This window comes from Candidatus Fermentibacter sp. (assembly GCA_030373045.1).
Classification (GTDB): domain Bacteria; phylum Fermentibacterota; class Fermentibacteria; order Fermentibacterales; family Fermentibacteraceae; genus Fermentibacter.
The window spans coordinates 22736-35466 of the sequence record JAUCPW010000059.1 but is presented as its reverse complement, the minus strand read 5'-3'; the positions used below and the strand labels follow the sequence as shown (position 1 = coordinate 35466).

At 64.3% G+C, this 12731-nt stretch carries 13 protein-coding genes; 5 read left to right on the top strand and 8 right to left on the bottom strand.

What is annotated here, in order from left to right:
* Positions 1-126 precede the first annotated feature (126 nt).
* Positions 127-624 carry a hypothetical protein gene (locus tag QUS11_09740; GenBank protein MDM7993584.1) on the bottom strand — a complete coding sequence of 166 codons (498 nt, stop codon included), beginning with the start codon at positions 622-624 and terminating at the stop codon, positions 127-129.
* A gap of 341 nt (positions 625-965) precedes the next feature.
* On the opposite strand from QUS11_09740, the gene QUS11_09735 reads away from it, so the two are divergent.
* A complete protein-coding gene (locus QUS11_09735) occupies positions 966-2387 on the top strand; it encodes a cation:proton antiporter (GenBank protein ID MDM7993583.1) in 1422 nt (473 codons plus the stop codon).
* Here QUS11_09735 and QUS11_09730 read toward each other — a convergent pair.
* The 7 genes from QUS11_09730 to QUS11_09700 form a co-directional block, all read right to left on the bottom strand.
* On the bottom strand, positions 2332-3828 hold the full coding sequence (locus tag QUS11_09730; GenBank protein MDM7993582.1) for a TrkH family potassium uptake protein: 1497 nt from the start codon (positions 3826-3828) through the stop codon (positions 2332-2334). The genes QUS11_09735 and QUS11_09730 overlap by 56 nt on opposite strands.
* Positions 3825-4502: a TrkA family potassium uptake protein gene (locus QUS11_09725; GenBank protein ID MDM7993581.1), complete on the bottom strand. Its 678-nt coding sequence runs from the start codon at positions 4500-4502 to the stop codon at positions 3825-3827. Before QUS11_09725 ends, QUS11_09730 begins: the two co-directional genes overlap by 4 nt.
* A complete protein-coding gene (locus tag QUS11_09720; GenBank protein MDM7993580.1) occupies positions 4499-4921 on the bottom strand; it encodes a TrkA family potassium uptake protein in 423 nt (140 codons plus the stop codon). The genes QUS11_09725 and QUS11_09720 overlap by 4 nt, the downstream gene beginning before the upstream one ends.
* 38 nt (positions 4922-4959) lie before the next feature.
* Positions 4960-5586 carry a response regulator gene (locus QUS11_09715; protein ID MDM7993579.1) on the bottom strand — a complete coding sequence of 209 codons (627 nt, stop codon included), beginning with the start codon at positions 5584-5586 and terminating at the stop codon, positions 4960-4962.
* Positions 5583-7430: an ATP-binding protein gene (locus QUS11_09710; GenBank protein MDM7993578.1), complete on the bottom strand. Its 1848-nt coding sequence runs from the start codon at positions 7428-7430 to the stop codon at positions 5583-5585. The genes QUS11_09715 and QUS11_09710 overlap by 4 nt, the downstream gene beginning before the upstream one ends.
* 146 nt (positions 7431-7576) lie before the next feature.
* Entirely contained in the window at positions 7577-8941 is a 1365-nt protein-coding gene (locus QUS11_09705; GenBank protein MDM7993577.1) for a sigma-54 dependent transcriptional regulator, read from the bottom strand.
* Positions 8942-8985: 44 nt separating this feature from the next.
* Positions 8986-9123, bottom strand: coding sequence for a hypothetical protein (locus QUS11_09700; GenBank protein MDM7993576.1), 138 nt, complete (start codon positions 9121-9123; stop codon positions 8986-8988).
* Between the two features lie 385 nt (positions 9124-9508).
* Between QUS11_09700 and QUS11_09695 the strand changes: the two genes are divergently transcribed.
* From QUS11_09695 to QUS11_09680, 4 genes are all read left to right on the top strand, one after another.
* Positions 9509-9790 carry an HgcAB-associated protein gene (locus tag QUS11_09695; protein MDM7993575.1) on the top strand — a complete coding sequence of 94 codons (282 nt, stop codon included), beginning with the start codon at positions 9509-9511 and terminating at the stop codon, positions 9788-9790.
* Positions 9787-10641, top strand: coding sequence for an arsenite methyltransferase (gene arsM, locus QUS11_09690; GenBank protein ID MDM7993574.1), 855 nt, complete (start codon positions 9787-9789; stop codon positions 10639-10641). Before QUS11_09695 ends, arsM begins: the two co-directional genes overlap by 4 nt.
* Before the next feature lie 150 nt (positions 10642-10791).
* Positions 10792-11973 carry a PLP-dependent aspartate aminotransferase family protein gene (locus tag QUS11_09685; GenBank protein MDM7993573.1) on the top strand — a complete coding sequence of 394 codons (1182 nt, stop codon included), beginning with the start codon at positions 10792-10794 and terminating at the stop codon, positions 11971-11973.
* A gap of 166 nt (positions 11974-12139) precedes the next feature.
* Entirely contained in the window at positions 12140-12694 is a 555-nt protein-coding gene (locus tag QUS11_09680) for a hypothetical protein (protein MDM7993572.1), read from the top strand.
* Positions 12695-12731 lie beyond the last annotated feature (37 nt).

Below are 12731 nucleotides of genomic sequence, written 5' to 3'. Positions count from 1 at the left end.
CTCGCTGAATTCACGATCGGCAACGGGAGGACCGATCCTGCGATCCGGGCGCCAGCTCCCGGCAGACCGGTTCTGAACACCCTCGGACGGCGGCGGGACGAGGAAGCCCTGGGCTCTCGACCTGCTTCAGTCGCTCCCCAGGAGGACCTTGATGCACCCGAAGGTCGCGGAGGGGAGCGCGGCAGTACCCTCGAGCATCAGCTCCGACATCAGGCTCGACAGGAACCCGGTCGGGCCGTCCGGGGTCGGGGCCTTGAGCGAGCGGGGCACCCCGGGGCTGTTCCACAGGTAGGTGTGGAAGCTGCCTACGGCACCGTCCCATGAGAGTTCGATCAGCAGGTTGTGCTGGCCGTCGTACCAGAACGGAGTCTGGAGGTCGATCGTGTACCATTCCCCGGGCGATCCGGACACAGAAAGGGGATCGCCCTCGAAGACGAGTGTCCTGGTTCCAGGAATGTAGTTCTGGTCGAATTCCGTCCCGAGGAAGTCCTCCCCGCAAAGGCCCATGTATAGCTGGAAGTCCGGAAATGTTGCCGTCGAGTCGCCGGTGCCGGACGAGACCCTCTGCCAGGAGACGTTCTCGATCGTCATCGCGCCGCCGATCTCCGAGTCGAGCGCTATCACCTGATAGCGCAGGCCGCCGCTTCAATTGCCGCAGAAGGGATCCATGCCCGTCGACTCGGGGAAGCCGATAACCACCGACCCGGATGCCAGAGACGCGAGTAATGAGGCTGTCGCCAGGTATTTCATCCTCCACCTCCGAGGCGAGTATACGGCCGGACCGGATCCTCCGGGAGATCGGCGGGGTACGGCTTCCGGACTTGTCCTTTCCTTTGCGATCCGTCATCGTCAGCGGTTATGAAGAGAGGGGCAGGATGGTGACCGGCCGGCAGGGAGATGACGGGATGGCCGAGCAGGCCCCGGGAAGAGCGACAGACCGCCGGAACCGCCGAGGCCGTGCGAGGATGGCGGGCGTCTACGCGCTGATGATAGCGGCAGGCATCGCCGCCTTTCTGCTGATACGTGACCGGGGCGAGAGGCTTACTGCGCTGCCCGACATCGGCCTCCCGGCTTCTACCGTCCTTGTGCCCCCGGATGCGGACATGCTCTTCCACGTGCTCCTCGCCCTGACCGTCATCATCATCACGGCCCGCGTCACGGGATTCCTCTTCAACCTGATGAAGCAGCCGACCGTCATCGGAGAGATCGTTGGCGGCATAATCCTCGGGCCATCCCTCCTCGGCAGGATCGCTCCCGGTGTTTCCGCCGCACTCTTCCCGGGGGAAGTCACGCCCTTCATCAACGTCATCGCACAGCTAGGCGTGATCCTCTACATGTTCATGGTGGGACTCGAGCTCGACCTGCGGCACGTTTCGGACAACGGGCATCCGACTCTGATGATCTCGCACGCGAGCATACTGGTGCCCTTCGTTCTGGGTTCGGCGCTGTCGCTGGCGATCTACCCCCTGCTGTCACCCGGTGACGTGCCGTTCACCGTGTTCGCTCTGTTCCTGGGCGTGTCGATGTCGGTGACGGCCTTCCCGGTGCTCGCCCGCATACTCACCGATCTCGACCTGTGCCGGACCCGCATGGGGGCGCTGTCGCTCACTTGTGCCGCCATAGACGACGCTACTGCATGGTGCCTCCTCGCCTTCGTGGTCAGCGTGGCCCAGGCGCAGGCGATGTCGGCGGTCCGCACCCTGGCGTTCACCATCTCGTTCGTGGTCATCGTCATGGCGGTGATTGCCCCCCTGGTGAGGCGCCGGCTCCTGCCCTATCTCGAGCGATCCGGAAGACTCACACGCAGCGGCCTTGCGATCATCTTCGCCGCGATGCTGCTCTCGGCCATCTCCACAGAGCTGATCGGGATACATGCCCTGTTCGGGGCGTTCCTGCTGGGGGCCGTCATCCCCTGCGATTCGAAGGCCGCACGCGAGCTCAAGGGGAACATCGAGGGGATAGTGTCGGTGCTCTTCCTGCCGGCCTTCTTCGCCTACACCGGGCTCCGCACGCAGATCGGGCTCGTGAGCGGAGGCACGGCCTGGATGATATGCGCGGCCATCATCGCCGTGGCGTGCCTCGGGAAGTTCGGGGGATCGATGCTGGCGGCGAGGTTTTCCGGGCTGGGCTGGCGCGATTCCTCGGCGCTAGGCATCCTGATGAACACCCGCGGGCTGGTCGAGCTGATCGTGCTCAACATCGGGCTCGACCTGAGGGTCATCACTCCGCAGCTCTTCGCGATGCTTGTGATCATGGCCCTGTTCACGACTTTCCTGACCACACCGGTGCTCCAGCTCCTGACGCGGCACCACCCCTGGGACAGGCCGGGCGTCAGCCCCGGTGCGGCCTCCCGCGGCCTCCCGAGGCCAGCCCCGCCGCATCCCTGATCATCTTCGAGAAGCCGGCCAGCACGATGAAGATCTCCAGCCTGCCCAGGAACATCCCTGCGGTCATGGTCCAGAGCACGCCTTCCGGCAGACCCGGCGACGTCAGCCCAATCGACGCCCCGACCGTGCCCAGCGAGGATGCGAACTCGAAGAGGGACTCCCTGAAGCCGAAACCCTGAGCCATGATGACCGCCGAACCCGTGAAGAAGAGAACCAGGTACAGGAACACGAATGTCCCGATCTGCCTCAGCCTCTCGTCGGATATGTGGACCTCCGCACCGGTTTCGAGTAGAGCCCGCTTCTGGACGGCGCGGGAAGGCATGAGAGCTCTCCTCAGATCCCAGAGGACCGACCTCCACAGGGCATAGATCCTGAACTGCTTGATGCCGCCTGCAGTGGAGCAGGTGCCTCCGCCCACGAGCATGAGGACGATCAGGACGAGGACCCCGAAACCGTTCCAGTCCGCGTAGCTCACGGTAGAGAAGCCTGTGGTCGTGAGGGCCGTAACGGTCTCGAAAACTGCCACTCTCAACGACTTGCCGAGGCTCGGGTACACCCCGGCGCAGGTGAACACGAACAGGAGGACCGCACAGAGAGGGATAAGGAGGGCCGAGAGCCTGATCTCGCCGCTGCGCCAGAAGCTCCTGGCGTCCGCCCGCGCGAGTGCCCAGGCCGTTACGAAGTTGAGGTTCCCGAGGATCATCAGCGCTATCGCGACCGCCTCGACGGCAGGCGAGTCGAAGTAGCCGATGTTCTCGACGTGCGTTGAGAATCCGCCGGTGGAGATTGCGGCGAAGGTGTGGATCACCGAATCGAAGGGATCCATTCCCGCCAGGCGGAAGGCGGCGATCCCGGCGACCGCGTAGCCCGAGTAGAGAGTCATCACCAGGCGCGCAGACCTCTTCACATGGGGGACGAGCAGGTCTCTGCCCTCGGCGGCCGTCACCGAAGCCCCCATCGGACCCGACATCGCCGAGAGGAGGATCACCGCCAGACCCGCTCCCCCGGCGAACTGCATGATCCCGCGCCAGAGATGGACAGTGTGGGTCGCCGCCGGGAGATCCACCACGGTCAGCCCGGTGGTCGTCCAGCCGCTGACGCTCTCGAAGACGGCCTGGGTGAAATCGAGTCCGGCAGCGGACATCAGCGGAAGGGCCGAGACCGTGCAGACGGCCGCCCAGCTCGTCACGACGACTACGCTGCCCTCGGAGACGGTCAGGGTCATCATCTCCCTGCTGCGGAGAAGCCTCCAGCATGTGAAACCCGCCACGGCGAGTGAGAGCCCGGGAACGAGGAAAGCCCCTGCGGTCCAGGACTCCCCGGGCCAGAAGAGCAGGGCAGCCAGAGGGGTGGTCATCAGGAGCCCGGCGACGTAGCAGACGAAACCGGCCGAAGCCAGCATCGCCCCGTACCGGCGGAGCAGATGACTTCTGTCGATCACTCCGCCGGACCTCCGGCATCCGGCCCGGACAGCTTCCCGATGGCGGGACCGTAGGAAGTGGAGGTCGCGAGCAAGATCACGCGGTCGCCAGGGAGCATGAAGCTGTCACCGGAGGGGATGATCGCCTCGTCGCTCCTCAGCAATGCGGCGACGAGGCTTCCGGCCGGCATCCCCAGGTCTCTGAGCGGAACACCCACGCATGGCCAGCCCGACTGGATGCGGAGTTCGGCGATCTGCACCCTGCCGTCGGCCAGGGCCCCGATGCCCGTTATCTCCTCCAGGTCGGCCATCTGCTGGATCAGCGTCGCGATGGCCGCATTCGAGGAGAAGGACCTTATCCCGAGCTTCTCGAAGACCTCCTCGTTGCCGGGGGTGTTGACGAGAGCGAGCGTGTTGCGGACTCCGAACTCCGACGCCCCGATCTGACAGACCGCGAGGTTGTCGCTGTCGCTGGCCGTAGCCGCCACAAGGGCGTCGCAGTCGCGCACCCCGGCATCCTCGAGGACCTCCGGCGACGAGGGGTCGCCGCAGACGACGAGAGCCCTCGAATCCCTGGACAGCCTCTCACACTGCCCGGGGTCGGCATGGACGGCGATCACGTGCCATCCCTTGGACATGAACGACTGGCAGAGCGGTCTGAGCGAAGCCGTCGCGCCGGCGATGAGGACCTTCATGCTTCGGGCCTGCTATCCGATACGGAGTGTATCAGGCAGGACATCCTGTCGGCGGCGGCTGCCGTAGGGCAGACCGTCTCGACCCCGAGACGCCTGAACACGGCCTCCCTCGCCGGGTCGTGCACCCTCGCGACCGTCCTGGGCACGGAGTGGACGTATCGCGCAGCCTGCGCGAAGAAGAGGTTCGCATTGTCGTCGTCGGTAGCAGCCACTGCGAGATCGGCACGGGACAGCTTCACTCTCGACAGAGTGGCAGCGTCGGAGGCGTCCCCCTCCACCGTGAATCCTCCGAACTCCGGCGACAGGGCTGCGAGCGCCTTCTGGTCGCGGTCGAGGACCACCACTTCGTCCCCTCTGCCGCTGAGTTCCTCGGCGAGGCGGCGCCCGAGGGTACCGCATCCTGCGATCACCACGTACATGACATCTCCAGTCCTGGATCGTGCGGAAACGCAGCCGGCTAGATCCCCTCGTAGCCGGCCCTGGCCGGTCCGTAGCCGGGATCCATGTCCAGGGCGGCCCGGTACATCTTCATGGCCCTCTGCCGGTCGCCCCGCACCTCTATGATCGATCCAAGCAATGCATAGGCCTCCGGTCTGGACGCATCGACCGAAATGGCCCTGGATGCGAACATCTCGGCCGAGTCGAAGTCCCTCCGCGTTATCGCCTTCCTTGCGAGGCCGAGGAGACTCGAATAGTCCGTTGACCCTTCCTCGAGATCGTCTCGGGCCAGCACCTCTTCGACGACAGACCTCACCTCCTCCAGACTGAAGGGTTTCTGGAGGAAGTCCGCGGCGCCGAACCTCATCGCCGCGACAGCCGAATCGAGCGTGCCGTGGGCGGAGATGATCACGACAGGGGGATGTGCTTCGAGGGTCATGATCCTCTCGAGGACCTCGAGTCCCTCAATGCCAGGGAGTTTCAGATCGAGGAAGGCGATCGCGAAGAGTCGGTCGCGCACCTTTTCCAGACCTTCCTCGCCGGTAGCGGCATGATGCACTTCGAGACCCATGTCCTCGAGCGCCCTTCCCAGCGAGATCCTGATCGACTTCTCGTCGTCGATCACGAGGGCGGACCGCCTGCTCATGCATGTCCTCCTTTCCCCGGGGATGCCGGGAGGGTGAAAGAGAATACCGCGCCCTCCCCGGGCTCCGATTCGACCCAGATGGTGCCTCCCGAAGCCCTGACGACCTCCCTGCAGATCGCGAGACCGAGGCCGGACCCCCCCGCCTTGTCCTGTACCTCGAAATGCACGAATTTCTGGAAGATCCCTGTCTGGCGCTCGAGCGGTATCCCCGGGCCGTTGTCCGACACAGAGAGGATGACGTCATCCCCCGCCCTCTTCGCGTCGATGCTTATGCGCCCCGAACCCTCCGGGATGTACCTGAGCGCATTGGAAACCAGATTCGAGAGCACCCAGGAGATCTTGCCGGGATCGGCGCTCACGGCCAGACCGGGCTCGGTCACGCCAGTCGAGATCGTCGAGCCCTTCCTGTCGAGCTGCCCCTCGTAGATCCCCCTGATCCTCTCGAACAGGAGCTGCACCGGCACCGTCTCGATCTCGAGATCTATCCGGCCTGCCTCCATGCGGGACAGGTCGAGGAGGTCTCCGATCAGGGCCTTCAACCTGTGGGCCTCGTCGTGTGCGGCTTCCAGGAGCTCCCTCTCCCTCGGCCCCAGATCAGCCCTGCAATGGTCGCCGAGGAGATCGATGCTCATCCCGATGCTCGTGACAGGCGTGCGCAGCTCGTGCGCGGCCGCCATCACGAACTCGCTCTTCATCCTGTCGATCTCCCGGGCCCGGGTGACATCCCGGAGCACGACCACGCATCCCGGGATCGAACTCCCGGAATGCTCGAGCGGGATGGCCGACACAAGGAGGAACAGCTTCACACCGTTCCTGTCGATCCCGATGATCCGCTCATCCTCTGTCAGAACGCCTGGTTCTGAACCGTCCAGGACTCTTGCCGCCTCGGAGAGCAGGCTCTCGTCGTGTATGAGTTCGGAGAGGTGCGGCCTCCTCGAGTGTTCCGTCCATGTGGCTCCGAGCATCGACGAGGCTGCCGGATTCATGTCCTGCACGCGGAGGTCGGGATCGACCAGGATTATCCCGTCGTCTATCCCGTTCAGGATGGCTTCGGTCTTGGACTTCTCCGAGAGCATCCTGTCCACGTGCATCGACTCGAACTTCTCTAGCGCCCCGGCCATCGTGTTGAACTCGGCCGCGAGAGAGCCCAGTTCGTCTGATCCTCCTCCGGGAACCCTGCTCTCGTAGTCTCCCGCGGCCAGTCTGCGGGCGGCGGCGATGGTCTGGTAGAGGGGCCTGAGTATCCTGCCCGAAAGCAGGATGCTGAACGCGATCCCGAATGCCAGCCCGAACCCTCCGATGATCATCGTGGACCTGGATCCGCTGCCCGCCATAGCCGAAGCCCGTATGCTCGCTTCATACATCGCCTGCTGGTTGAGCGAGAGCAGCGCGCCCAGCGTCGAATCGAGCCCGGCCGACACCGGGGCGACCGTGCCGGCGAACCGCGCAGGAAGCCCCTGGCCGGCGGGCATCCGTCCGAAGGACTCGCAGGAGTCGAGATAAACCGGGTACAGGACCGAGATCCGTGCGACCACCGAGTCCTCGCCGGGAACGGTGATATTGTCGCGGGCCCTTCCGAGCCAGAACAGGAAGTCGGCCTCCGCCAGGGTGAAGCAGGCTTCCCGCCCCGGGAACCCCGATTTGTTCGAGAGAAGGGCCTCGTCCTGCCTGTGCAGGGCTTCCCGCATCCTCCAGGAGGCGTCGATGCTCCTGTAGTTCTGCTGCAGTATGCTGTCGGAAGCCCTGCCGAGCGCCGAGAGACGCTCGACGGACCATCCCATCACCAGGGCGAGCATTGCGAAGGCGAAGCCGTATCCGAGCAGCATCTTCCGTCTGAGATTCATGACTGCCTCCCGGTCTTCGATAAGCAGGAAGCGTGCCATCCCCTTGGAATTCAGTACTGGAGAGGCTCGGCATCGAGCGGAGCGAAGGCCGGCCATTGCGGGATGAAATGGAGGGATGTCGGGATCATTGCAGATTGCAGGGGCTGCTAGATGTTGTAGTTCTTCCTGCGCCGCCAGAGCGTGGTCTCGTCGATCCCGAGGATCTTCGCAGCTTCGGAGAGCGTGCGGGTCGAGGCCAGGACGCGCCTGATGTGCTCCTCCTCGATGTCGGCGATCGGGAGATGGTCGCCTAGCCTCGTCTCCCTGGGGTGCCCGCCCGAGAGGCCATGCAGGTGTTCGGTTCCGATCACGCCCCCCTTGGAAAGGATCACCGCCCTCTCGACGACATTTCTCAGTTCCCTCAGGTTGCCGGGCCAGCTGTGGGCTTGGAGAGCGCACGTCGCCTCGTCCGAGAAGCCGGACACCCGCCTGTGGTTCAGGGAGCCGAAATGCCCCAGCATGATCCCGGCCAGCGGGACGATGTCCTCGACCCTGTCCCTGAGGGACGGCATCCGGATCTCGATGACATTCAGGCGGTAGTAGAGGTCCTGCCTGAACGTTCCCGCCGCGGCGGCCGCCCCGAGGTCGGAGTTCGTGGCGGAGATGATCCTGATATCCGCCCGACGGGTGCGCGAGTCGCCGACCCTCTCGTACTCACGGTCCTGAAGGAATCTCAGGAGCTTTGGCTGGAGGGGGGGCGGAAGGTCGCCGATCTCGTCCAGGAACAGGGTACCCCTCTCGGCGGAGGCTATCCTGCCCGGGCTGTCGCCCACGGCTCCTGTGAAGGCTCCCTTCGAGTGCCCGAACAGCTCGCTCTCCAGCAGTTCGGGCGGTATGGACGGGCAGGATACGGGGACGAACGGCCCGGAGGACCTCAGGCTCCAGAGATGGATCGCCTTGGCGAGGATGGATTTCCCGGTTCCGCTCTCGCCTGTCAGGAGCACGGAGGCATCCGACGAGGCCACCTGGTGAGCGGTTTCCAGGCATCTCCTCATAGCGGGGTTCGATGTGGAGAAGGACACCTCCGGAGCCAGCCGGGAGAGCTCTTCGGAGAGGTCGCGGATCCTTCCCTCGAGATCTTTCATCTCCGAGACCCTGCGGATGGCCATCCTCACCTGATCGGGTCCGAACGGCTTGGGGATGTAGTCGGCAGCACCCAGCCTCATCGCCTGGACCGCCGTCTCTATCGATGCGTAGGCGGTGATGACGATGATCTTCATCCCCGGCGTCTCATCGAGCAGGGCCGGGATCAGGTCGAGGCCGCTCCCGGTGCCGAGCCTGATATCGACGAAGGCGCCGTCGAAGGGGCGCCTGGCCGCCTCAGTCAGAGCCTGGGGGATGGAGGAGACGGCCACCACGGAATGGCCGTCCTCTTCGAGGCAGTATGTCAGGGTCTTCCTGATCCCTGGCTCGTCGTCCACTACGAGCAGGTGCAGTCCCGGAAGGCCTCGCTTTATGGTTTCACTCGCCATGCCGTGATATTCACCAATGAAGGCCGCAGGGACAACGCCGCACGCTAGTCCAGGTCCCTGAGCTCCCCGGTGGCCGTGAAGGCGATGCGTTCGCAGATGTTGACGATCCTGTCGCCGGCGCGCTCGATGTTGTGGACGAGCCCGCGACCAGCCCCTTCATCGCATCCTCGAGCATCGAGCATACCTTCGCGGCCGCGATGGGTATCATGACGAGCGGATGAGAGAGGGGCTTCTCGCCGATCGCCAGGCTGATCCTCGCTATGCCCTCGGGATAGTCCGCGGAATGGTTCGAACCGCTCGCTCCCGGTCCCCGCCGCGGAGTTGCCTGTGCACGTGAACAGGATCCAGGGCTTCCTCCGATCCATCGCGCCCCTTCCGGTCCGAGGATGGAGCGGGATCGTAAGGGAACGATCAAGGAACGCCTTAGATCCATGAAGTACCGGCAACCGCAGGGCCGGTCATCCGCCGGCCCGGGCACTTGTTGACATTTCTGAAATTTCAGCATATACTGATTTAGTTGATCGTTCACGGAAGATGCAGTGGCGCACAGCTTTCAGGGGAGTGGAAATGGCCGCGGATAAGGACAAGCCTGGATGCTCTGTTCCCGAGGAACCCTGCTGCCGGGTCGAGGCACTGGTCTCGGTGGACGACCGGGGACAGATGGTCCTGCCGAAGGACATCAGGGAGAAGGCCGGCATCGGCCCAGGAGACAAGCTGGCAATCGTCAGCCTCAGAGGCTGCGGGGATTCGTGCTGCCTCGCGCTGGTTCGGGCCGAGGCGATCACATCCATGGTAAGGGAACTGCTCGGACCTCTGATGTCGGAGCTATCGGGAGGACGGGATCGATGAAGAAGGCAAGTGAAGAGATCAGGAAGGCTGTCTCGGAAGATTACGCGCGCGCCGTGGCTGCAGGGACGGGCTGCGGGTGCGGATGCGGGGCGCCGGTGCAGAAGGGTGTCGCGGCGAAGCTGGCCGGCTACTCAGACAGGGAGCTGGCCTCGCTGCCACGGGAGGCGGTCGAGAACTCGTTCGGCTGCGGCAATCCCCTGGCCTTTTCAGCGGTCGAGCAGGGGCAGGTGGTCCTCGACCTGGGATCCGGGGCGGGGATAGATCTCCTGCTCGCGGCCGGCAGGGTGGGATCGACGGGAAGAGTCATCGGCGTGGACATGACGGACGAGATGATCGCCAGGGCCCGCGGGAACATCGAAGCCTCCGGGTTCTCCAACATCGAGGTAAGGAAGGGCCTGATCGAGGATCTCCCGGTCGAGAGCGGATCGGTCGACTGGGTGATCTCGAACTGCGTGATCAACCTCTCGCCGGAGAAGCCGAGAGTCTTTGCGGAGATAGCCCGGGTGCTGAAGAAGGGCGGCACCATGGTCGTCTCCGACATGGTCGCCGAGGGGCTGCCTCGTGAAGTCCTGGAGAACGCCGCCCTGTACTCCTCCTGCATCTCCGGGGCGATATCGGAGAAGGAATACCTGGCCGGGCTTGCGGAGGCCGGTTTGACCGACATCGAGGTCCTGGGCCGGATGGTCTTCGATGGCGCGCAGATGAGGGACATGGTCGAATCGGAGCTGAAGCTCGCAGGCGATACCGGACCGGGCTGCTGCGGGTCCGGAAGCCGCGGGATGGTGGAGGGTCTGGCTGGAAAGCTCGAAGGCAAGGTCTGGAGCATGAAGGTCAGGGCCAGGAAGCTCTGACCTGTTCCTTCAGCCGGGCCGGCCGCCTTGACCGGCCCGGCACCCCGGGATATCCTCGAAACCCGATGGAGAATGTTCCCGACGCGGTCCAGGGCCGCAGTCGCGTCTGTTGCGGCGGATTCCGCCGGTATCAAAGGAGAGAGGATACCCTTGAGGCGAGACACCCGGTTCGACACCATGCTGGTCCATGCTGGACAGAAGCCCGATGCCCTCATGTCCGTGAACACTCCCATCTACCAGACCTCGACCTTCGCGTTCAGGGACGCACAGGACGGGGCGGACTGCTTCGCCGGCGAGAGCGACGGCTACATCTATACCCGCCTGGGGAATCCGACGATAAGGGTCCTGGAGGACGCAGTCGCGGCCCTCGAGGGTGGAACAGGCGGTATCGCGGTCGCGAGCGGCATGGCAGCCGTGACCACCGTCTACATGGCCTTCCTCGAGGCCGGGGCTCATGTTGTGTCGACCGACGCCGTGTACGGTGCATCGCGCGGGGTTCTCGAGAAGCACTTCTCGAGGTTCGGCGTGGAAGCCACCTTCGTCGACACAAGCCGGCTGGAGCTGATCGAAGCGGCGATCCGCCCGTCCACGAAGCTGCTGTATGTCGAGACCCCGGCCAACCCCACCATATCCATCACCGACATAGCGGCCTGTGCGGAGATCGCCCGCAGGCACGGCATACGTCTCGTGGTCGACAACACCTTCTGCTCCCCATACCTGCAGAAGCCGCTGGAGCTCGGCGCCGACATAGTCCTCCACTCCGTCACCAAGTTCATAAACGGCCACGCCGACGTCGTGGGGGGCGTGATAGTCGCGAAGACCGCCGGGGACCACGCCCGGATGTACGGCGTGATGACCAGCATGGGGCCGAACATGGACCCGCATCAGGCATTCCTCGTCATCCGCGGCCTGAAGACGCTCGCGATCAGGATGGAGCGCGCGCAGGCCAACGCGATGGAGATCGCGCGCCATCTCGAGAACCATCCCGCCGTCGCCTGGGTCAGGTACCCGGGTCTTCCCTCCCACCCCCAGCACGAGCTGGCGAAACGCCAGCAGAAGGGGCCGGGAGCCATGATCTCCTTCGGGCTGAAGGGCGGCCTCGAAGCCGGCAGGATACTCATGGACAACGTCGAGCTGGCAGTCCTCGCCGTTTCGCTCGGGGGCGTCGAGACCCTTATCCAGCACCCGGCCTCGATGACCCACGCGAAGGTCAGTGCCGAAGCGAAGCTCGCGGCGGGGATCACGGACGACCTGGTCCGCTACTCCGTCGGGATCGAGGACGTCAGCGACCTCATCGCCGACCTCGACCAGGCGCTCGCCCGCATCCCCTGACCCCTTGCGCACGTCGGTGCCTGTATCAGGCCTGGTCGACAAGGTGACAGAGGCCGGCTGATGGTGTATATGAGCCTGAGTATCGAGTTGTCATGCCTTCCGGGGATCCGGATCTCATATCGACAACCCTGCGGAACCCCCGAAGGATCGACGATCGGAGGGGGAGATGCGCTGTATTGCTCTCGCGATGATCCTCACGGGTTCGGTCGTCGCCGATCAGGTCCTGATGGATTTCGACTTCACCCAACAGCCCCCCGGGTGGACGATGACCGGTACCAGTCCCTGGACATTTCCCGGGCACGCGCACTGCGACCTTGCATCGTGGGGTGGGTCTGACTGGGCCGAGCTGTTCTCCGACAGCATCACCGTGCCTGATGGCGTCGAACACCTCCTCATAGAGATCCCGATGACCATCGAGATGCTCACCATGAATGGCTATACGACAGCATGGATCCGCTGCTATGTGAATGGGAGCAGTCAGTCGCTCCTGAGCATTTCCAGCAGCGCTCCGTCCTATTCCTATTCGGATACGCTTGTTGCAGATGTTTACGTATCTCCCGGAGACATGGTGTCTTTCTGGTTCCGGGGGGCTGGGATGGGAGATCCTGTGGAGTATGGCTACGGATCCACGGTATGGGACATGTACCATTTCACGGTGACAGCCTTCACGAGCGATCTCGAGCCTTCCACCTGGGCCCGGATGAAGGCCTGCATCTTCTGATATTTTAAGTCACATTCCTCCCCGACACCGTCCGGGT

What these genes read in the sequence shown, in the direction of transcription:
- QUS11_09735 (MDM7993583.1), top strand. Translation starts at nt 966, where the DNA reads ATGGCGGGCGTCTACGCGCTGATGATAGCGGCAGGCATCGCCGCCTTT.
- QUS11_09725 (MDM7993581.1), bottom strand. Translation starts at nt 4,502, where the DNA reads ATGAAGGTCCTCATCGCCGGCGCGACGGCTTCGCTCAGACCGCTCTGC.
- QUS11_09720 (MDM7993580.1), bottom strand. Translation starts at nt 4,921, where the DNA reads ATGTACGTGGTGATCGCAGGATGCGGTACCCTCGGGCGCCGCCTCGCC.
- QUS11_09715 (MDM7993579.1), bottom strand. Translation starts at nt 5,586, where the DNA reads ATGAGCAGGCGGTCCGCCCTCGTGATCGACGACGAGAAGTCGATCAGG.
- QUS11_09710 (MDM7993578.1), bottom strand. Translation starts at nt 7,430, where the DNA reads ATGAATCTCAGACGGAAGATGCTGCTCGGATACGGCTTCGCCTTCGCA.
- QUS11_09705 (MDM7993577.1), bottom strand. Translation starts at nt 8,941, where the DNA reads ATGGCGAGTGAAACCATAAAGCGAGGCCTTCCGGGACTGCACCTGCTC.
- QUS11_09700 (MDM7993576.1), bottom strand. Translation starts at nt 9,123, where the DNA reads ATGCTCGATGCTCGAGGATGCGATGAAGGGGCTGGTCGCGGGCTCGTC.
- QUS11_09695 (MDM7993575.1), top strand. Translation starts at nt 9,509, where the DNA reads ATGGCCGCGGATAAGGACAAGCCTGGATGCTCTGTTCCCGAGGAACCC.
- arsM (MDM7993574.1), top strand. Translation starts at nt 9,787, where the DNA reads ATGAAGAAGGCAAGTGAAGAGATCAGGAAGGCTGTCTCGGAAGATTAC.
- QUS11_09680 (MDM7993572.1), top strand. Translation starts at nt 12,140, where the DNA reads ATGCGCTGTATTGCTCTCGCGATGATCCTCACGGGTTCGGTCGTCGCC.